Genomic DNA, 19,348 nt, shown 5'->3' with positions numbered 1-19,348 from the left:
GCACCTCGCTTAGAGCGTGGTCTCCGGGATGCTCGGCTCCGATAGCGATTCGCCTGCGGCAACACCTTTGCCGCCGGGTGCACCATCGGCGGCCTCCCGTCCAAGGCCGACGGCGGTGGCATCCGGCGCGCCGGGGCGTTTGATGCCGCTGGCGGCCTCGATCACCAGCGGCAGAAAACCGGCATCGGGGATCGCCACCAGTTCATGGAAACGCCGACGCATGCGGACCTCCCAGAACTTGTTGATATGCGTGGCCACCCCCTCCGCACGAACCTCTTCCGGCTGCGACAGAAAAAAAGTGGCGATCTGGTTCGCCATGCGGATCAGTTTGGCATCCGTGCCGGTTTCAGACATGCAGCGCTACTCCCTCAGCCACCCGGTCGGGCCGGGTGAAAATCTCGAAATCCTCGTCACGCGCGATCCCGATCAAGGTGATCCCGGCTTGCGCCGCCGTGCGGATGGCAAGTGCCGTCGGCGCGGAAATGGCAATCAGCAGCGGCGCGCCAAGGGCCGCCGTCTTCTGCACCATCTCGACGGACAGACGACTCGTCACCACGACCGCCCCTTGGGCAGGGCCCCAGCCGCCGATAACAACAGCACCGACGAGCTTGTCGAGCGCATTATGACGGCCGACATCCTCGCGAATCGCGACAAGCCCCTGATCGGGAATATAAAAGCCGGCGCCATGCACGGCACGCGTCTGGCAGTTGAGGTCTTGCGCTGCACCGAGGCGCACCATGGCGTCGGCGATCTCACGCGCGGTGATACGCAATCCCTCCGCCCCGACAAGCCGGACAGGGCGGCTCGCCTGTTCGATCGACTCGATGCCGCAAAGACCGCAGCCGACAGGGCCGGCCATCCGCCGACGCCTGGCAACCAGCGCCTCGGCCGTCATCTCCTTCAGGGTCACCTGGACGTCGATCCCCTCACCCACTTCGATTGGGTCGATGGCAAGTACATCCTCGGCACTCTCGATGATGCCTTCGGCGAGCGAAAAGCCGACGGCAAAATCCTCGAGATCATCGGGCGTCGCCATCATCACCGCATGGGTGGTGCCGCCATAGGAAAAAGCAATCGGCACCTCCTCCGGCACGAGCCGGCTGCTGCTCGAAACGAGCCCGCGGCTCGCCTTGAGCCCGCCGACCATGCGCGCCGTGGAGCCGATCAGGTCGCTCATTCCGCCGCTTCCAGCTTGCCGACGATCCGCCGCGACTGACGCGACAGTTCTTCATACTCTTCCTGCCATTCGGTAGGGCCGTTCGACGGCGAGACCTGCACGGCGGTCACCTTGTATTCCGGGCAATTGGTGGCCCAGTCGGAGAAGTCGGTGGTGATGACATTCGCCTGCGTATTCGGATGGTGGAAGGTCGTATAGACCACGCCCGGCGCGACGCGATCGGTAATCAAGGCGCGAAGCGTCGTATCGCCGGAACGGCTGGCAAGCTTGATCCAGTCGCCATCCTTGACGCCGCGCTGTTCTGCATCGTGCGGATGGATCTCCAGCCGGTCTTCCTCATGCCAAACGACATTGTCGGTACGCCGCGTCTGCGCCCCGACATTGTACTGGGAAAGGATGCGACCTGTCGTCAACAGCAGCGGGAAACGCGGTCCGGTGCGCTCGTCCGTCGCGACGTATTCGGTGCGGATGAACTTTCCCTTGCCGCGCACGAAGCCGTCGACATGCATGATCGGCGATCCCACAGGGAACTTCTCGTTGCAGGGCCACTGCACGGAGCCCATCTTTTCCAGATAGTCGTAGGAGACGCCGGCAAAGCTCGGGGTCGTCGCTGCGATCTCGTCCATGATCTGAGACGGATGGGTGTAGTTCCAGGAAAGCCCCATGGCCTGGGCGAGCTTCTGGGTCACTTCCCAATCCGCATAGCCGTTCTTCGGGCTCATCACCTTGCGCACGCGGTTGATACGGCGCTCGGCATTGGTGAAGGTCCCGTCCTTTTCGAGGAAGGTCGAACCCGGCAGGAAGACATGCGCGTAGTTTGCCGTCTCGTTGAGGAAGAGGTCGTGGACCACGACGCATTCCATGGCAGCGAGTCCCGCCGAGACATGCTTGGTATCGGGATCGGACTGCAGGATGTCCTCGCCCTGGATATAGATCCCCTTGAAGGAGCCATCGACGGCAGCGTCCAGCATGTTGGGGATGCGCAGGCCAGGCTCGTTGCTGAGCTCGACACCCCAGAGTTTTTCGAAGGTCTCGCGAGTCGCATCGTCGGAGACGTGGCGGTAACCCGGAAGCTCATGCGGGAAGGAACCCATGTCGCAGGAACCCTGGACATTGTTCTGGCCGCGCAGCGGATTCACGCCAACGCCGGGGCGGCCGATATTGCCGGTGACCATGGCGAGATTGGCGATCGCCATAACCGTGGTGGAGCCCTGGCTGTGTTCCGTGACGCCGAGGCCGTAATAGATGGCGCCATTGCCGCCGGTGGCAAACAGGCGGGCGGCACCACGGAGTTCGGCAGCAGGCACGCCGGTGAACTTCTCGGTTTCCTCCGGCGAATGTTGCGGCTCGGAGACGAAACCGGCCCAATCCTCAAACTCCGACCAGTCGCAACGCTCGCGGATGAAGCGCTCATCGAACAGGCCTTCGGTGACGATGACATGGGCCAGTGCCGTCAAGACGGCGACATTGGTGCCGGGCTTCAGCGGCAGATGGTGGGCCGCTTCCACATGCGGGGTGCGCACAAGATCGATGCGGCGCGGGTCAATCACGATCAGCTTGGCGCCCTGGCGCAGCCGCTTCTTCAGCCGCGAGCCGAAGACGGGATGGCCATCGGTCGGGTTGGCGCCAATGACGACCACGACATCGGAATGCTCGACCGAATCGAAATTCTGCGTACCGGCAGAGGTGCCGAAAGCCTGGCCGAGACCGTAACCGGTCGGCGAATGGCAGACGCGGGCGCAGGTGTCGACATTGTTGTTGCCGAAGCCGGCGCGGATCAGCTTCTGGACCAGATAGGTCTCTTCATTGGTGCAGCGCGACGAGGTGATGCCGCCGATGGCTTCCCGGCCATACTGATACTGGATCCGCTTGAACTCGGAGGCGACGTGCGCATAGGCCTCTTCCCAGGTTACTTCGCGCCAGGGATCACTGATCTTCTCGCGGATCATCGGGTTGAGAATGCGGTCCTTGTGGCTGGCATAGCCATAGGCGAAGCGGCCCTTGACGCAGGAATGGCCGCGATTGGCCTGGCCATCCTTCCACGGCACCATGCGCACCAGCTCTTCGCCGCGCATCTCCGCCTTGAACGAACAGCCGACGCCGCAATAGGCGCAGGTGGTGACGGCGGAATGCTCCGGCTGACCAATGGCGATGACGGACTTCTCCGTCAGCGTCGCGGTCGGGCAGGCCTGCACGCAGGCACCGCAGGAGACGCATTCCGACGAGAGGAAGGCTTCATGCGCGCCGGGTGACACGCGGCTGTCGAAGCCACGGCCCTCGATGGTCAGCGCAAACGTACCCTGCACCTCTTCGCAGGCGCGCACGCAACGCGAACAGACGATACATTTCGACGGGTCATAGGTGAAATAGGGATTGCTCTCGTCCTTCGGCATCCACTGGGCGTTGATCCCGCCTTCGGCAGACCGCGCCTTCACGTGGTTTTCGCCCTCATAGCCATAGCGCACATCGCGCAGGCCCACGGCACCGGCCATGTCCTGCAGCTCGCAGTCGCCATTGGCAGCACAGGTCAGACAGTCGAGCGGGTGGTCGGAGATATAGAGCTCCATCACGCCCTTGCGGATGGCCTTCAACCGCTCCGTCTGGGTGTGAACGACGATGCCGGGCGCAACCGGCGTCGTGCAGGAGGCGGGCGTGCCGTTGCGGCCCTCCACCTCGATCAGACAGAGGCGGCAGGAACCGAAGGCATCGACCATGTCCGTGGCGCAGAGCTTCGGCACCTGAATGCCGGCCTCCATCGAGGCGCGCATGATCGACGTACCCTCCGGCACCGTGATCTCGCGGCCATCGATGGTGAGCGTCACCAGTTTTTCCGAGCGCGAAGCGGGCGTGCCGTAGTCGATTTCAGGAACGAGGGGCATGGCGCTTACCTTTCCGCCGTCATCCTCGGGCTTGTCCCGAGGATCTGCTGCGTCTGAATTTCGGGTGTCGGTTCAGCAATGAACGTCACCCGCATGACAAAGTCGGTAGATCCTCGGGACAAGCGCGAGGATGACGAAAGAGAACCGCCCATCATTCCGCAGCCTCCACCACAGGCACCCGCGCAAAATCCTCCGGAAAATGCGTCATGGCGCTCATGACAGGATAAGGCGTGAAACCACCCAGAGCACAGAGCGATCCAAACTTCATGGTGTTGCAGAGATCCTCCAGCAGCACCTTGTTCTTCTCTGGCTCGATGCCCCGAGCAATCTTGTCGACCGTCTCCACACCACGGGTGGAGCCGATGCGACAGGGCGTGCACTTGCCGCAGCTTTCGACCGCACAGAACTCCATGGCGAAACGCGCCTGTTTCAGCATGTCAGCCGTATCGTCGAAGACCACCACGCCGGCATGGCCAATCAGGCCACCGGCGGCGGTGAAGGCCTCGTAGTCGAAGATCGTGTCGAACAGCGACGGCGGGAAGTAGGCGCCGAGCGGCCCGCCCACCTGCACTGCCTTGACCGGACGCCCCGAAATCGTGCCGCCGCCGATCTCGTTGATGAGCTGGCCGAGCGGCAGACCGAAGGCGGTCTCAAAGAGGCCGCCATGCTTGAGATTGCCGGCAAGCTGGATCGGGATCGTGCCATGCGAGCGGCCGACGCCGAAATCGCGGTAGAACGCAGCACCCCGATCCATGATCACGGGAATGGAAGCGAGCGACATGACGTTATTGACGACGGTCGGCTTGCCGAACAGGCCCTGAAGCGCAGGAAGCGGCGGCTTGGCGCGCACCACGCCGCGCTTTCCTTCCAGCGAATTGAGCAGAGAGGTTTCCTCGCCGCAGACATAGGCACCGGCGCCCATGCGCACTTCCATATCGAAGGCGTAAGGTGAGCCCAGGACGGAGTCACCGAGGATGCCCTCGCGGCGGGCGATCGCGATCGCCTCTTCCATCATGGCGATGGCATGCGGATATTCGGAGCGGGTATAGACATAGCCCTTGGTGGCGCCGACCGCGATGCCGGCAATCGCCATGCCTTCGATCAGCACGAAGGGATCGCCTTCCATGATCATCCGGTCGGCAAAGGTGCCGCTGTCGCCCTCGTCTGCATTACAGACGATGTATTTCTGGTCGGCCTTCGCGTCCGCAACCGTCTTCCACTTGATGCCGGTCGGGAAGCCGGCACCGCCACGACCGCGCAAGCCGCTGTCGGTGACCTGTTTGACGATCTCGGCCGGCGCCATGGCAATCGCATTGGCGAGACCCTTGAGGCCCTGATAGTGGCGGTAGTCATCAAGCGACAGTGGATCGGTGACGCCACAGCGGGCGAAGGTCAGCCGCGTCTGCCCCTTGAGGAAGGGGATGTCGTGGGTGAGGCCATGGCCGAGCGGATGGTCGCCCCCATGAAGGAAACCGGCATCGAACAGGGATGGCACATCCGAAGCCTTGACTGGACCATAGGCGACACGGCCCTTGTCTGTGCGGACCTCGACCAGCACTTCCAGCCATAGCATGCCGCGTGAGCCATTGCGGACGATGTTGACATCCTGGCCGCGCGCCCTGGCTTCGTGCTCGATGGCAGCCGCCACCTTGTCGGCACCGACGGCAAGCGCTGCGGCATCGCGAGGGACGAAAACGGTAACGCTCATGAGCGCACCTCCGCCAGAATGTCGCTAAGACAGTGCTCGTCGAGCCGGGCGTGCAGCTCACCATCGAGCATGGCGGCTGGCGCCTGGGCGCAGAGGCCGAGACAGAAGACGGGTTCGAGGGTGACAGCACCATCCGCCGTCGTCTCGTGCCAGTCGATGCCGAGCTTGGCCTTGATCTTGTCCGCAAGAGGCTCGCAGCCCATCGACTGGCAAGCCTCGGCGCGACAGAGCTTCAGCACATGCCGTCCGGCCGGCTGGGCGCGGAAGTCGTGGTAGAAGGTGATGACGCCATGCACCTCGGCGCGCGACAGGTTCAGCGCGCTGGCGATGATCTGCTTTGCGATCTCAGGGATATAGCCGAATTCCTCCTGCAGACGGTGCAGGATCGGCAGCATCGGCCCCTCCAGATGCTGCAACTCGGCGATCACGGCCGATATGCGGGCGGAGACGTCGTCCGCAGCCACACGAATATTCATCGAAATCCTCCTCGCCCGCCGAGCTCTGACAGGTTCGTCTATCGGAAGATGATGATGGGTCTGATGTCAGGAGGTCAATACGGCGCTTCCGTCGCTCGATAGAAGATTTCTATCGAAGGCATGCGAGGCCGCCAGCAAGCGTGCCTCATGCAACAGGCCGGAGACGAGCGGGGTGAAGGGTTCGCGATGGGTGGCGACCAGTCCCACCAGATGCTCGGCGTCCGGGGCCGTGATCGGGATCATCCGGATCTCCTCGCCGAAGCCAAAGGATTCAGCCACGTTTCTCGGCATGATCGAGGCCCATTTGCCGGTGCGGATATGGGAGAAAAGCACGATCATCGAATTGGATTCGAGTGTCGGCATGGGCGACACGCCCGCCTCAGTCATGTGCTGGTTTATGATCCGGCGGTTCTGCATGTCGGCAGTCAGAAGACAGAGCCTGAGATCGGCAACCTCGCTCCAGGTGACGCTGTCGCGATCGGCAAGCGGGGTACCGACACCGGTGATCAGGTGGTAGCGCTCGGAATAGAGCGGCACGCTTGTCACCCGCCCGAGCGGCTCGTTGTCGAGATAGGTGATGCCGGCGTCGATCTCGAGATTCTCAAGTAGGCTCAACACCTGCAGCGAGGTGCGCGACACGACGGAAAAAGTGACGTCCGGATGCCGGGCCTGGAAGGGTTCGGTGAGCTTCTGCACCATGGCAAGCGCGGTGGGAATGACCGCGAGCCGGATATGCCCCGCAAGACCGCGCCGGGCAGCGCGCATTTCTTCGCGCATGGTGCGTGTATCGCCAACGATCCGCCGCGCCCATTCGAGCACCCGCTGGCCTTCCGGGGTGAGACCGAGAAAGCGCGAACCGCGCTGCACCAGCATGACGCCCAGCTGCTCCTCGAGCTGTCGGATGCCGGCCGACAGCGTCGGCTGTGTCACGCCGCATTCCTCGGCTGCGCGACCGAAATGCTGCTGGCGGGCGAGCGCGATGAAGAATTCCAGCTTGTCGATCATCCCCCGCCCTTTCGATGCGCTCTTGAGCTTACGCCTCGGTGAGCGCCGCCGTTTGGCTGTTCGTGACGGGTGTCGGGCCGCAATACATCTTGTAGAGAACAGAGATCAGTTCAGCGAGTTGCGGATCGGCGATCCGGTAATAGATCTGGCGTCCTTCGCGGCGGGTCTGGACAACCTTGTCGCCTCTGAGCCGCGCAAGCTGCTGGGAAACGACGGCCTGCTGGATGCCAAGGAACTGTTCGATTTCCGTGACCGTCTTCTCGCCCTGGCAGAGCATGCAGAGCATCAACAGACGCGTCTCGTGCGACAGCGCCTTTAAAAGCCCGCTGGCGGCACGCGCCTTCAGCAGGAAATCATCGAGAGCCTCAGGGGTGAGTGGCGGCGTTTCGTCCATCAAGTGATCCAGAAATCGGAGCGCAGTATCTGATCGTCGCGGCGCTTGTGCGCCTGCATATCCTGGCATTATATAGGCAGTTCCCCCTATAAAGGAATGGCGTCGGCTCGTTCCTTCAAAAGCGACGCACTGCGGTTCAAGGCCGCATACTCCTCGTCGTCGAGATCGGGAAACAGATCGGCGACGACACCTTCGGCACCGACCACGCGCGGAATTGATAGAGCGACATCACGAACGCCAGCCACCTCCGGGGTTGTGATGGAAACGGACAGCACATCGCGCTGATCACGCGCGATCGCCTTGACGATACGGGCGAGACCTGCGCCGATCCCGTAATAGGTCGAGCCCTTGCCGTTGATGATCTTGTAGGCCGCGTTGCGCACGCCGTCGTCGATCTGGGCGCGGACTTCCGCCGTAAGCGGGGACCCGACTTGCGCGGCAAAGGAAGACAGCGGCACGGAGCCTGCACGGGCACTCGTCCAGGCGAGAACCTCGCTGTCACCATGTTCGCCGAGCACATAGGCATGCACCGATTGCGGGGAAATCCCGAGATGCCGCCCGACAAGGCTGCGGAAACGCGCGGTGTCGAGAATGGTCCCGGAGCCGATCACCCGGCGAGGATCGAGCCCGGAAAGTCGTGTGGTGATCTGGGTCATGATATCGACGGGGTTGGAGGCGATCAGCAGAATTGCATCCGGTGCGACCGGCAACACCTCGGCAAGCACGGAACGGAAGACCGCAGCGTTGCGCTCCAGAAGCTCGAGGCGTGTTTCGCCGGGTTTCTGGCTCACACCGGCGGAGAGGATGACCACACCCGCGCCCTCAAGATCCCGGTACTGCCCGGCATTCACGATGGTCGAGGACATGAACGGTACCGCATGGGCAATGTCTTCCGCCTGCGCGATGGCGAGTGCCTCATTGCGATCGATGAGCACGATCTCGCTGGCAAGCCCCATCAGCGCCAGCGCATAACCCGCCGAGCTGCCGACCATTCCCGCACCCACGATACCGACCTTCATGCCGATTCCCCCGAAAGCATAAAATGCTGGTTCCTTATCTCATCGGTCACCCGACACTTTCAATCAGCTATACCGGAAAGCATGACACATTCGCGTCAAAACTGCATGGCGCAGGTCTGTGGCCTCTGATTTAATCATCAAAGGCTCATCGGAGCATCACGAGGGATCATGAGACGACTGCCGGCGCTATCCGCGATGAAGGTATTTGAGGTGGTCGGTCAGACCCGCAGCTTCACGCGTGCAGCGGAATTGCTGAACCTTACCCAGAGCGCCGTCAGCCGTCAGGTGCGCAATCTCGAGGAACAGCTCGGCGAACCCCTTGTCATCCGCAGGCATCATCACCTGGAGCTGACGCCCTCCGGTGCCGAACTGCTGGCCTCGCTGCAGCAGGCCTTCCACACGGTCGAGATGACCGTTCGCAATATTCGCGAGAAGAGCAATCTCCGCCGTCTCCGGATCAATGTGCCGCCGACCTTTGCCAAGCGCTGGCTGATGCCGCGCCTGACGAACCTTCGAGCCATCCTGCCCGACGTGGATCTGAGCATCACCACGGATGTCGAAGACAATCTTTCGGAGCGCGGAATGCTGGACTGCGCGATCCGCTTCGGCGATGGAGAATGGCCAAGCCTCAAGTCGGAACGACTGTTCACCGAACGGCATATTGCCATCTGCGCGCCACATCTCATGGACGGATTGCGAGCTGGCGAGACCATCGATCTCTCGCGCTTCACCTTCCTGCATGTACTCGCATCTGCCGATCAACGTTACCTCACCTGGCAACGTTGGCTGGATGCGGCGGGGCTCACCGAAACTGACACAGCTGGTGGCCTTGAATTCGACCTCCTCGATCTCGTGATCGAAGCCGCCTGCAATGGACTCGGGGTCGCGGTGGCGGATCGCTCGATGGTAGCACCGCTGATGCAGACGGGCGCGCTCACCCAGGTATTGGATGTCGAGGTGGAGGGGCACGAATCTTACTGGCTGGTGACACGCACCGACCGGGCGCTGTCTCCGCATGTCGAAGCGCTCAAATGCTGGCTGCGGCAAGAAATCACCGAAGGCTCGATTGCACAGCTCAAACAAGCGCACGCTTGAAGCATTCCTTTTTGGAATGCTCGACCCGACAATAAGTCGCTTGCGAAGCAGGAAGGGCAACTTCCTACTGCTGGCGAACTGACCTTAGTCGGAGTGCCTGCCATGTCCACCTTCCACAACTTCATCGCCGGATCCTTTCGCGAGACCGGTTCCCGCCAGCCGATCGAGGTGAAGAACCCGGCGACCGGTCGGGTCTTTGCGTCAGTGACATCGGCGACAGAGGCTGATGTGATCGAGGCGGTGGACGCTGCTGCTATTGCCCAGAAGCCCTGGGGGCGTCTGCCCGCCATTGAGCGCGGCAATGCACTCCGCAGGCTCGCCGACGCCGTGGAGCGCCACCAGCAGAAGATTGGTGCAGCACTGGCTGAGGAATCCGGCAAGAGCCTCGAGGATGCCGTGGCCGAAACCGGTTACGGCGTGGAACTGATGCGCTACCACGCCGAATGGGCGCGCCGCGTCGAGGGCGAGGTGATCGAGAGCGATACGCCGGATGAAACCTTGATGCTGAAGCGGGCACCGATCGGCGTCGTCGCCTGCTTGATCCCCTTCAACTTCCCGATCTACACGCTGGTGCGCAAGATCGCCCCGGCCCTGATCACCGGCAATGCCGTGGTCGTCAGGCCCAGCAACAACACACCGAGCTCCGCATTTGTGTTTGCCGAAGCGATCCAGGAGGCAGATCTCCCTGCGGGTCTCGTCAGCATCATGACCATGAGCCATGAGGTGGCAGAAGTCATGTGCACCCGCCGCGAAGTCGGCATGATCACGCTGACCGGAAGCGTGGCTGCCGGCCAGGTGGTTCTCGACTATTGCAAGGCAAACATCGCCAAGCCCTCGCTGGAACTCGGCGGCAAGACACCTGTCATCGTCGAGCCGGATGCCGATCTCGATGTGGTGACGAAAAGCGTGCTTGCGGCCAAGACGGCCCATTGCGGCCAGGTCTGCACCTCCGTCGAGCGTCTTTACGTACATGCCTCCGTGCATGGCCCACTTCTCGCCAAGCTCAAGGATGCCTTCGAACGCCGCCATTATGGCGACCGCGCCGAGGATCCGACACGCATGGGACCGCTGGCCAATGCCGCAGCCCGTCTCAGGGTTCATCACATGGTGGAACGTGCCAAGGCAGACGGCGCCGTCATCGAGACGGGCGGATTCCTGCCTGCAGGCGACGGCTATTTCTATCCGCCGACCCTGCTCTCCGACTGCCGCCAGGACATGGAAATCGTCCAGGAAGAAGTCTTCGGCCCCGTACTCGCAGTCATTCCCTACACCGATTTCGACGAGGCATTGGACATGGCCAGCGACCACCAGTTCGGCCTCGCCTCCGTCGTCTTCACCGAAAACTACCGCAAGGTGATGAAGGCGGCGAACGAGATCGAGGCGGGTGAGCTCTACATCAACCGCTTTCCGGCCGATCCCTACCAGGGCTACCACGCCGGCTGGAAGCGCTCCGGTCTCGGCGGCGATGATGGCAAGCACGGCATGCTGGAGTTCACCCAGACCCGCCTCGTCATCTTGAAACACTGATCGCCGATTAGCCGGCTCAAGAATTCTTCATCGGGGGCATCTATGAAAGTCGCTTCGCTCAAGACACACGTTGTCGCAACGCCCGCACCGCATATCGGCGGGATGTACTGGATCTTTGTCGAGCTGGAGACGGCCTGTGGCATCAAGGGCGTCGGTGAAATCTACTCGACCGCCTTTCACCCCTCTGGCATCGCCGTCCTCGTCGAAGACGTCTTCACCCGCTATCTCGAAGGTCATGATCCGCACCAGATCGAGCGATTCTGGCGCGCTGCCTATTCGAGCGGCTTCACCCAGCGGCCCGATCCGACTATGGTCGGGATCATCTCGGGTCTCGAAATCGCCTGCTGGGACATCATCGGCAAGGCGGCAGGACGGCCGGTCGCAGACCTGCTCGGCGGCCCGGTCCACGACAAGCTGCGCGCCTATACCTATCTCTATCCGAAGAATTCAGCCGGCGAATACGACTACAACGATCCGGATCTTGCTGCCGAAGAGGCAATCCGCATGGTCGAGGCCGGCTTCACCGGGCTGAAATTCGATCCGGCCGGCCCCTACACCAACTATTCCGGCCATCAGCTGTCGCTGCCGGTCATGGACCGCTGCGAGGAGTTTTGCCGCAAGATCCGCGATGCGATCGGCAACCGCGCCGACATCCTCTTCGGCACCCATGGCCAGATGGTGCCCTCTTCGGCAATCCGGCTGGCCAAACGCCTTGAGAAATACGATCCGCTCTGGTTCGAGGAGCCTGTACCGCCCGGCCAGGAAGCAGCGATGGCCGAAGTCGCGCGCGCCACTTCGATCCCTGTCTCGACTGGCGAGCGGCTGACGACAAAGTATGAATTCCAGAGGGTATTGCAGCACGGCTCTGCGTCCATCCTGCAAATGAATGTCGCGCGCGTCGGCGGCTTGCTGGAGGCGAAGAAGATCGCCGGGATGGCCGAGGCCTTTTATGCGCAGATTGCGCCGCATCTCTACAACGGCCCGGTCGGGGCAGCCGCTTCGATCCAGCTCACAGCCACCTGCCCGAACTTCCTCATCCATGAGGCGATCATGGATTTTGGCGGCTTCCACGCCGAGGTGCTGAAGACAAAGCTGAGCTTCGACCACGGCTATCTCATCCCGTCACGCGAGCCGGGCCTCGGCATTGAGCTGAACCACGAGGTCATCGCCCGCCACACGCCCTATACCGGCGAGCGACTGCACCTGCAGATGGCGCCGGAGCATGCCGATGTGAAGGCCTTCATGCCGGCCAAGGGCTAAAGGATTCCGCCCATGATCTTCGATTTCATCGTGGTCGGTGCAGGCTCGGCAGGCTGCATCGTGGCGAGCCGCCTGAGCGAAAGCGGGCGTCATTCCGTGCTGCTCATCGAGGCGGGTGGCGAAGACAAGTCCTTCTGGTTTAAGATCCCGGTCGGCTACGCCAAGAGCTACTACAATCCCAAGGTCAACTGGATGTACCGTACCGAGCCGGAGGCAAACCTTGGCGGGCGGCGGATCTACGCCCCGCGCGGCAAGGTGCAGGGCGGCTCCGGCTCGATCAATGCCATGGTTTTCGTGCGTGGCGCAGCCGAAGATTTCGACGACTGGCGCGACGCCGGAAACCCGGGCTGGGGCTTCGATGACGTGCTTCCCTTCTTCCGGAAGCTGGAAACCCATGCCCGTGGCGAAAGCCGCTGGCATGGCGGAAGCGGCCCGATCCATGTGACACCGATGCGTGGCGCCACGCATCCGGTAAGCGACGCCTTCCTCAATGCCTGTAACGAGCTCGACATCCCGCTGAACGAGGATTTCAACGGCGAGACGCTTGAGGGGGCCGGCGTCTACGACGTCAATACAAGGCGCGGCCAGCGTTCGCATTCCAGCGCCGAATATCTGCGCCCGGCGCTCAAACGACCGAACCTGACAATCGAGCGCGAGGCACATGCGCGGCGTTTGCTGGTCGAGACGGATGGCAGGGTGTCGGGCATCGAGGTCATGCAGCATGGCCGGGTGAGAACTTTCACCGCGCGCCGCGAGGTCATACTGGCGGCCGGCGCCGTCGATACGCCAAAGCTGATGCAGCTTTCAGGCTTTGGCGATGGATCGATGCTCTTTGCGCAGGGCATCGAGACCCGCAAACATCTGCCGGCGGTCGGCCAGAACCTTAAGGACCATCTCTGCGCCAGCTACTACTTCCGTTCGAAAGAGCCCACACTGAACGGCGATTTCGCGAGCCTCATTGGCCAGGTGCGCTTCGGACTGACATGGCTCCTGAAGCGTACCGGCCCCTTCGCCATGAGCGTCAATCAGGCCGGGGGCTTCTTCCGCGGATCGCCTGAGGAGACGCGCCCGAACATCCAGGTCTATTTCAACCCGCTCTCCTACCGCATTCCGGACAACCCGCGCGCGGGCCTGACACCGGAGCCCTATCCCGGTTTCCTGATCGCCTTCAATGCCTGCCGCCCGACCAGCAAGGGCACGATCTCGATCGCCTCGCCCGACGCTGCCGACGCTCCGCTCATTCGACCAAACTACCTGTCGACGGATCGCGATATCGAGGAAGTCTTGCAAGGCAGCCGGTTGATGCGCCGCATCGTGGACGCGCGGGCGCTGGAAGGCTGGGTCGAGGAGGAAGTGTCGCCATCCAAGGCTGCCGATACAGATGACAAGCTGCTCGACTATTTCCGTCTCAACAGCGGCTCGATCTATCACCTCTGCGGCACCTGCGCGATGGGTGCCAATCCGCATGAGGCTGTGGTGGATGCGCGGCTCCGCGTGCATGGCGTGCCGGGTCTCCGCATCGTCGACGCCTCTGTATTCCCCAACATTACAGCCGGCAACATCAACGCCCCGACCATGATGGTTGCGGAAAAGGGTGCTGCGATGATCCTCGAAGACGCCGTCTCCGCCTGACCTAAGGGCATTAAAAAAGCCGGACCCAAAGGTCCGGCTTCAATTCTTGTCCGTCGTCCGAAGCCGATCAGGCAGCGACGAGAACGCCGTTCAGATTGGTCAGCTCGGCAAGATACTGCTCGAGCTTGGTACGGTGCTCGTGATGCTCGACGCCTTCGAGTTCCTTGCGTGCCTCGTCGATGCGCTTGGTCAGCGTATCCGGAGCGATTTCGGCCAGCGGGACGGCCGATTCGGCAAGCAGCGTGCAGCCGGTCGGCAGAACGTCGGCAAAGCCGCCGAAGACCACGTACTTCGTGACCTGACCGGAAGCGAGCTTCACAGTCACGACGCCCGGCTTGATCGTCGTCATGGTCGGCGCATGATTGGCCATGACGGTCATTTCGCCTTCCGTTGCCGGAATCACGACTTCGCTCACCAGTTCGGAGAGCAGAAGACGCTCGGGCGAAACGAGCTCAAAGTTGAAATTGTCGGCCATGGTCGTTCACTTCTCTCATGAAGGATGAGGCGGCACGCGAGTTGATCCCGCGTGCCGGCAGTCCCTGTACTTAAGCGGCTTCTGCAGCCAAGCGCTTGGCCTTCTCGATAGCTTCCTCGATGGAGCCGACCATGTAGAAGGCAGCTTCGGGCAGGTGGTCGTAGTCGCCGTTGACCAGGCCCTTGAAGCCCTTGATCGTGTCTTCGAGAGCAACCAGCTTGCCCGGCGAACCGGTGAAGACTTCGGCAACGAAGAACGGCTGCGACAGGAAGCGTTCGATCTTACGAGCGCGGGCAACGGTCTGCTTGTCGTCTTCCGACAGTTCGTCCATGCCCAGGATCGCGATGATGTCCTGAAGTGCCTTGTAGCGCTGCAGGGTCGACTGAACCTTACGGGCGACTTCGTAGTGCTCTTCGCCGATGATCATCGGGTCGAGCATGCGCGAGGTCGAGTCGAGCGGGTCAACGGCCGGGTAGATACCCTTTTCGGCGATCGAACGCGACAGAACGGTCGTTGCGTCCAAGTGGGCGAACGAGGTGGCCGGAGCCGGGTCCGTCAAGTCGTCGGCGGGAACGTAGATGGCCTGAACCGAGGTGATCGAGCCCTTGGTCGTGGTGGTGATGCGTTCCTGCATCTGGCCCATGTCGGTGGCGAGCGTCGGCTGATAACCAACGGCCGACGGGATACGGCCGAGCAGAGCCGACACTTCGGAACCTGCCTGGGTGAAGCGGAAGATGTTGTCGACGAAGAACAGAACGTCCTGGCCCTTGTCGCGGAAGTCTTCAGCGATCGTCAGACCGGTGAGAGCAACGCGAGCGCGGGCGCCCGGCGGTTCGTTCATCTGGCCGTAAACGAGCGCAGCCTTCGAGCCTTCGCCACCGCCGTGCTTGTTGACGCCGGACTCGATCATTTCGTGATAAAGGTCGTTGCCTTCGCGGGTACGTTCACCCACGCCAGCGAACACCGAGTAACCGCCGTGTGCCTTCGCAACGTTGTTGATCAGTTCCATGATCAGAACGGTCTTGCCAACGCCGGCGCCGCCGAACAGGCCGATCTTGCCGCCCTTAGCGTAAGGAGCGAGCAGGTCGACAACCTTGATGCCGGTGACGAGGATCTGCGATTCCGTCGACTGTTCGACGTAGGACGGCGCTTCCTGGTGGATGGCGCGGCGACCTTCGGTGACCAGCGGGCCGGCTTCGTCAACCGGATCACCGATGACGTTCATGATGCGACCGAGCGTTTCCGGACCAACCGGAACGGTGATCGGAGCGCCCGTGTCGGTTACCGGCTGACCGCGGACGAGACCTTCGGTCGAGTCCATGGCGATCGTGCGGACCTGGTTTTCACCGAGGTGCTGCGCAACTTCGAGAACGAGGCGGTTGCCGCCGTTGTCGGTTTCCAGCGCGTTCAGGATCGGGGGCAGTTCGCCTTCGAACGAGACGTCGACGACGGCGCCGATGACCTGCGTGACCTTGCCGAGAGCGCCGGCTGCGGACTTCACCGCCTTAGACTTGGGGGTAGCTGCCTTAGCCATTTATCTTACCCTCTTTCCTTAACCTCAGAGCGCTTCCGCGCCCGAAATGATTTCAATGAGTTCCTTGGTGATCTGCGCCTGACGCTGGCGGTTGTACGAAAGCGTCAGCTTATTGATCATCTCACCGGCATTGCGTGTCGCATTGTCCATGGCGCTCATCTTGGCGCCCATTTCACCCGCGACGTTCTCGAGCAGGGCCCGGAAAATCTGAACCGAGATGTTGCGCGGGATGAGATCCTCGAGGATCCCAGCCGCATCCGGCTCATATTCATAGAGAGCCGATGCGCCACCCTGCGGAGCAGCCTCGGCCGGGGCGGCCGGGATGATCTGCTGGGCGGTCGGGATCTGGCTGATCACCGACTTGAACTCGGAGTAGAACAACGTGCAGACATCGAATTCGCCGCGATCGAACATGCCGATGACCTTGCGACCGATGGCATCCGCATTGGTGAAGCCGACACGCTTCACTTCACGCAGATCCGTTCGTTCGACGATCATGCCCGCGAATTCGCGACGCAGGCTGTCGTAACCCTTCTTGCCGACGCAGAAGAACTTCACCGTCTTGCCCTGGGCCAGGAGCTTGCGCGCATGGTCACGGGCGAAACGGGCGATCGACGAGTTGAAACCGCCGCACAGACCACGCTCGGCAGTGCAGACGACGAGCAGATGCACGTCGTCCTTGCCAGTACCGGTCATCAGGCGGGGTGCGCTGTCGTCCGAACCCACGGCTTGCGCGATGTTGGCCAGGACGACACCCATGCGCTGCGAGTACGGGCGGGCAGCCTCGGCCGCTTCCTGCGCACGACGCAGTTTCGCCGCGGCGACCATCTTCATCGCCTTGGTGATCTTCTGCGTCGCCTTGACGGAGGCGATCCGGTTTTTCAGATCCTTAAGTGAAGGCATCCGTTATCCGTCCTTGGCTTGAGCCTGAATTAGGCGAAGTTCTTCGCGAAGCTGTCGAGGGCGGCCTTGAGCTTGCCCTTGGTGTCGTCGCTGATCGCCTTTTCGGTGCGGATCGAGTCCAGGATCGCCTTGCCTTCCGAACGAAGGTAGGAAAGGAAGCCCTGCTCGAACTTGCCGACGTCGCTGACGGGGATCTTGTCCAGATAACCGTTCACGCCAGCAAAGATCACCGCAACCTGTTCTTCCGTCTTCAGCGGCGAGAACTGCGGCTGCTTCAGGAGTTCCGTCAGACGGGCACCACGGTTCAGCAGGCGCTGGGTTGCGGCATCGAGGTCGGAACCGAACTGGGCGAAGGCGGCCATTTCACGATACTGGGCGAGTTCACCCTTGATCGAGCCGGCAACCTGCTTCATCGCCTTGATCTGCGCGGCAGAACCGACGCGCGATACCGACAGACCGACGTTAACGGCCGGACGAATGCCCTGATAGAACAGGTCGGTTTCAAGGAAGATCTGACCGTCGGTGATCGAGATGACGTTGGTCGGAATGAAGGCCGAAACGTCGTTACCCTGGGTTTCGATGACCGGCAGAGCGGTCAGCGAGCCGGCACCGGCAGCGTCACCCATCTTGGCGGCGCGCTCGAGCAGACGGGAGTGCAGATAGAAGACGTCGCCCGGGTAAGCTTCGCGGCCCGGCGGACGGCGCAGCAGCAGCGACATCTGACGGTAAGCAACAGCCTGCTTGGACAGGTCGTCGTAAGCGATCAGGGCGTGCTGGCCATTGTCGCGGAAGTATTCGCCCATGGCGCAACCGGCGAACGGTGCGAGATACTGCATCGGAGCCGGGTCCGAAGCGGTAGCAGCGATGATGATCGAGTACTGGAGAGCGCCACGCTCTTCGAGAACCTTCACGAACTGGGCGACAGTCGAACGCTTCTGACCGATAGCGACGTAGACGCAGTACAGCTTTTCAGCGTCAGGACCGTTGTCGTGGATGGCCTTCTGGTTGAGGAAGGCGTCCAGAATGATGGCGGTCTTACCGGTCTGACGGTCACCGATGACGAGCTCGCGCTGGCCACGGCCGACCGGGATCAGGGCGTCAATGGCCTTGAGGCCGGTCGACATCGGCTCATGAACCGACTTGCGCGGGATGATGCCCGGAGCCTTCACGTCGACGCGCGAACGGCGGGTCGCGTTGATCGGGCCCTTGCCGTCGATCGGGTTGCCGAGCGCGTCGACGACGCGGCCGAGCAGCTCCGGACCAACCGGAACGTCAACGATTGCGCCGGTCCGCTTGACGATGTCGCCTTCCTTGATGCCACGGTCGGCACCGAAGATAACCACACCGACGTTGTCGGCTTCGAGGTTGAGCGCCATGCCGCGGATGCCGCCCGGGAACTCGACCATTTCGCCGGCCTGAACGTTGTCGAGGCCGTAGACGCGGGCGATACCGTCACCGACGGACAGAACCTGGCCAACTTCAGAGACTTCCGCCTCTTTGCCGAAGTTCTTGATTTGATCTTTAAGAATTGCGGAAATTTCCGCGGCGCGGATATCCATCAGCCAACCTCTTTCAGTGCAAGCTTAAGGGTGGAAAGTTTGGTGCGAAGGGACGTGTCGATCTGGCGGGAGCCGATCTTGACGATCAGGCCGCCGAGCAAGGACGGGTCGACCGTGACGGAGATCGAAACTTCCTTGCCGGTAACGCCCTTCAGCGCCGCTTTCAGTTCAGTTTCCTGCTCGGCCGAGAGGGCATGAGCAGACGTGACGTCAGCCGTCATCTCACCCTTGTGACGGGCGAGGATCTGGCGATAGGCAGCCACCATGCCGGGAACGGCAAACAGGCGACGATTGCTTGCGACGACCTTCAGGAAGTTCAACACCAGCGCGCTGAAACCGGCCTTTTCGCCGATGACGCTGATAGCCTTGACCTGGTCTTCGGCCGTGAAGACGGGCGACTGTACCAGGCGCTTCAGATCGGCGCTTTCGTCGATCATCGCCTGGAAACGGTTGAGATCGGCGGCGACGGCGTCAAGCACGCCGGCTTCGAGCGCAAGCTCGAAAAGCGACGATGCGTAACGCTCCGCCACGCCTGAAATCACTTGGGATGCGTCTGCCACGGGCAAAAAATTCCCTGATCTTGATCCAGGGCGCCGGACACCTCTATCGAGGCCTCTCAAGCTCCTGATATCGTTTTGTTTTTCCCCAAAAACACAAGCATGTTGCACTTGCGTTTTCCGAATTTCGCGGTTCGTCTAGCATAGC

General features: G+C 62.0%; 17 protein-coding genes. 4 read left to right on the top strand and 13 right to left on the bottom strand.

Going from position 1 to position 19,348, the window contains the following annotated elements:
- Positions 1 to 9: 9 nt before the first annotated feature.
- The 8 genes from ACQKP1_RS20010 to ACQKP1_RS19975 all read right to left on the bottom strand — a co-directional run bounded on the left by ACQKP1_RS20010 (position 10) and on the right by ACQKP1_RS19975 (position 8,658).
- Complete coding sequence (locus ACQKP1_RS20010; RefSeq protein WP_427276706.1) at positions 10 to 354, bottom strand: formate dehydrogenase subunit delta; 345 nt, start codon at positions 352 to 354, stop codon at positions 10 to 12.
- Positions 347 to 1,177 (bottom strand): formate dehydrogenase accessory sulfurtransferase FdhD, encoded by an 831-nt coding sequence (gene fdhD / locus ACQKP1_RS20005; protein WP_427276705.1) that lies wholly within the window; start codon positions 1,175 to 1,177, stop codon positions 347 to 349. The genes ACQKP1_RS20010 and fdhD overlap by 8 nt, the downstream gene beginning before the upstream one ends.
- The gene (gene fdhF, locus ACQKP1_RS20000) at positions 1,174 to 4,056 is read right to left on the bottom strand and encodes a formate dehydrogenase subunit alpha (protein ID WP_427276704.1); all 2,883 of its coding nucleotides are present in this window, start codon (positions 4,054 to 4,056) and stop codon (positions 1,174 to 1,176) included. The genes fdhD and fdhF overlap by 4 nt, the downstream gene beginning before the upstream one ends.
- Positions 4,057 to 4,207: 151 nt before the next feature.
- Positions 4,208 to 5,764, bottom strand: a complete 1,557-nt coding sequence (locus tag ACQKP1_RS19995; RefSeq protein ID WP_427276703.1) for a formate dehydrogenase beta subunit — start codon at positions 5,762 to 5,764, stop codon at positions 4,208 to 4,210.
- The gene (locus tag ACQKP1_RS19990) at positions 5,761 to 6,240 is read right to left on the bottom strand and encodes a formate dehydrogenase subunit gamma (RefSeq protein ID WP_140829549.1); all 480 of its coding nucleotides are present in this window, start codon (positions 6,238 to 6,240) and stop codon (positions 5,761 to 5,763) included. The genes ACQKP1_RS19995 and ACQKP1_RS19990 overlap by 4 nt, the downstream gene beginning before the upstream one ends.
- A gap of 66 nt (positions 6,241 to 6,306) precedes the next feature.
- Positions 6,307 to 7,245: a LysR family transcriptional regulator gene (locus ACQKP1_RS19985; protein WP_427276702.1), complete on the bottom strand. Its 939-nt coding sequence runs from the start codon at positions 7,243 to 7,245 to the stop codon at positions 6,307 to 6,309.
- A 28-nt stretch (positions 7,246 to 7,273) separates the two neighbouring features.
- Entirely contained in the window at positions 7,274 to 7,639 is a 366-nt protein-coding gene (locus ACQKP1_RS19980) for an ArsR/SmtB family transcription factor (RefSeq protein ID WP_427276701.1), read from the bottom strand.
- 86 nt (positions 7,640 to 7,725) lie between these two features.
- Entirely contained in the window at positions 7,726 to 8,658 is a 933-nt protein-coding gene (locus tag ACQKP1_RS19975; protein WP_203018436.1) for an L-lactate dehydrogenase, read from the bottom strand.
- Between the two features lie 168 nt (positions 8,659 to 8,826).
- Here ACQKP1_RS19975 and ACQKP1_RS19970 point away from each other — a divergent pair, with 168 nt between their 5' ends.
- The 4 genes from ACQKP1_RS19970 to ACQKP1_RS19955 all read left to right on the top strand — a co-directional run bounded on the left by ACQKP1_RS19970 (position 8,827) and on the right by ACQKP1_RS19955 (position 14,172).
- Positions 8,827 to 9,753 (top strand): LysR substrate-binding domain-containing protein, encoded by a 927-nt coding sequence (locus ACQKP1_RS19970; RefSeq protein WP_427276700.1) that lies wholly within the window; start codon positions 8,827 to 8,829, stop codon positions 9,751 to 9,753.
- Between the two features lie 102 nt (positions 9,754 to 9,855).
- The gene (aldA, locus tag ACQKP1_RS19965; RefSeq protein ID WP_203018437.1) at positions 9,856 to 11,280 is read left to right on the top strand and encodes an aldehyde dehydrogenase; all 1,425 of its coding nucleotides are present in this window, start codon (positions 9,856 to 9,858) and stop codon (positions 11,278 to 11,280) included.
- Positions 11,281 to 11,322: 42 nt separating this feature from the next.
- Positions 11,323 to 12,540: a mandelate racemase/muconate lactonizing enzyme family protein gene (locus tag ACQKP1_RS19960; protein WP_427276699.1), complete on the top strand. Its 1,218-nt coding sequence runs from the start codon at positions 11,323 to 11,325 to the stop codon at positions 12,538 to 12,540.
- Between the two features lie 12 nt (positions 12,541 to 12,552).
- Positions 12,553 to 14,172 carry a GMC family oxidoreductase gene (locus ACQKP1_RS19955; RefSeq protein ID WP_427276698.1) on the top strand — a complete coding sequence of 540 codons (1,620 nt, stop codon included), beginning with the start codon at positions 12,553 to 12,555 and terminating at the stop codon, positions 14,170 to 14,172.
- A gap of 67 nt (positions 14,173 to 14,239) precedes the next feature.
- On the opposite strand, the gene ACQKP1_RS19950 is transcribed toward ACQKP1_RS19955, so the two are convergent.
- From ACQKP1_RS19950 to ACQKP1_RS19930, 5 genes are all read right to left on the bottom strand, one after another.
- Complete coding sequence (locus ACQKP1_RS19950) at positions 14,240 to 14,647, bottom strand: F0F1 ATP synthase subunit epsilon (RefSeq protein ID WP_006724481.1); 408 nt, start codon at positions 14,645 to 14,647, stop codon at positions 14,240 to 14,242.
- A 70-nt stretch (positions 14,648 to 14,717) separates the two neighbouring features.
- A complete protein-coding gene (atpD, locus tag ACQKP1_RS19945) occupies positions 14,718 to 16,181 on the bottom strand; it encodes a F0F1 ATP synthase subunit beta (RefSeq protein ID WP_203018440.1) in 1,464 nt (487 codons plus the stop codon).
- Positions 16,182 to 16,205: 24 nt separating this feature from the next.
- Positions 16,206 to 17,084, bottom strand: a complete 879-nt coding sequence (locus tag ACQKP1_RS19940) for a F0F1 ATP synthase subunit gamma (protein ID WP_203018441.1) — start codon at positions 17,082 to 17,084, stop codon at positions 16,206 to 16,208.
- A 29-nt stretch (positions 17,085 to 17,113) separates the two neighbouring features.
- On the bottom strand, positions 17,114 to 18,643 hold the full coding sequence (atpA, locus tag ACQKP1_RS19935; protein WP_203018442.1) for a F0F1 ATP synthase subunit alpha: 1,530 nt from the start codon (positions 18,641 to 18,643) through the stop codon (positions 17,114 to 17,116).
- Positions 18,643 to 19,209: a F0F1 ATP synthase subunit delta gene (locus tag ACQKP1_RS19930; protein ID WP_203018443.1), complete on the bottom strand. Its 567-nt coding sequence runs from the start codon at positions 19,207 to 19,209 to the stop codon at positions 18,643 to 18,645. The genes atpA and ACQKP1_RS19930 overlap by 1 nt, the downstream gene beginning before the upstream one ends.
- Between the last annotated feature and the right edge of the window lie 139 nt (positions 19,210 to 19,348).

It is taken from the genome of Allorhizobium sp. NPDC080224, from assembly GCF_050281005.1.
Classification (GTDB): Bacteria; Pseudomonadota; Alphaproteobacteria; order Rhizobiales; family Rhizobiaceae; genus Allorhizobium.
This window is presented reverse-complemented; position numbering and strand designations above follow the sequence as displayed.

Excerpts from the sequence above, each read along its gene's own strand:
- ACQKP1_RS19980 (WP_427276701.1), bottom strand. The coding sequence starts at position 7,639 with ATGGACGAAACGCCGCCACTCACCCCTGAGGCTCTCGATGATTTCCTG.
- aldA (WP_203018437.1), top strand. The coding sequence starts at position 9,856 with ATGTCCACCTTCCACAACTTCATCGCCGGATCCTTTCGCGAGACCGGT.
- ACQKP1_RS19995 (WP_427276703.1), bottom strand. The coding sequence starts at position 5,764 with ATGAGCGTTACCGTTTTCGTCCCTCGCGATGCCGCAGCGCTTGCCGTC.
- ACQKP1_RS19955 (WP_427276698.1), top strand. The coding sequence starts at position 12,553 with ATGATCTTCGATTTCATCGTGGTCGGTGCAGGCTCGGCAGGCTGCATC.
- atpA (WP_203018442.1), bottom strand. The coding sequence starts at position 18,643 with ATGGATATCCGCGCCGCGGAAATTTCCGCAATTCTTAAAGATCAAATC.
- fdhF (WP_427276704.1), bottom strand. The coding sequence starts at position 4,056 with ATGCCCCTCGTTCCTGAAATCGACTACGGCACGCCCGCTTCGCGCTCG.
- fdhD (WP_427276705.1), bottom strand. The coding sequence starts at position 1,177 with ATGAGCGACCTGATCGGCTCCACGGCGCGCATGGTCGGCGGGCTCAAG.
- ACQKP1_RS19990 (WP_140829549.1), bottom strand. The coding sequence starts at position 6,240 with ATGAATATTCGTGTGGCTGCGGACGACGTCTCCGCCCGCATATCGGCC.
- ACQKP1_RS20010 (WP_427276706.1), bottom strand. The coding sequence starts at position 354 with ATGTCTGAAACCGGCACGGATGCCAAACTGATCCGCATGGCGAACCAG.
- ACQKP1_RS19975 (WP_203018436.1), bottom strand. The coding sequence starts at position 8,658 with ATGAAGGTCGGTATCGTGGGTGCGGGAATGGTCGGCAGCTCGGCGGGT.
- ACQKP1_RS19960 (WP_427276699.1), top strand. The coding sequence starts at position 11,323 with ATGAAAGTCGCTTCGCTCAAGACACACGTTGTCGCAACGCCCGCACCG.
- ACQKP1_RS19940 (WP_203018441.1), bottom strand. The coding sequence starts at position 17,084 with ATGCCTTCACTTAAGGATCTGAAAAACCGGATCGCCTCCGTCAAGGCG.
- ACQKP1_RS19970 (WP_427276700.1), top strand. The coding sequence starts at position 8,827 with ATGAGACGACTGCCGGCGCTATCCGCGATGAAGGTATTTGAGGTGGTC.
- atpD (WP_203018440.1), bottom strand. The coding sequence starts at position 16,181 with ATGGCTAAGGCAGCTACCCCCAAGTCTAAGGCGGTGAAGTCCGCAGCC.
- ACQKP1_RS19950 (WP_006724481.1), bottom strand. The coding sequence starts at position 14,647 with ATGGCCGACAATTTCAACTTTGAGCTCGTTTCGCCCGAGCGTCTTCTG.
- ACQKP1_RS19985 (WP_427276702.1), bottom strand. The coding sequence starts at position 7,245 with ATGATCGACAAGCTGGAATTCTTCATCGCGCTCGCCCGCCAGCAGCAT.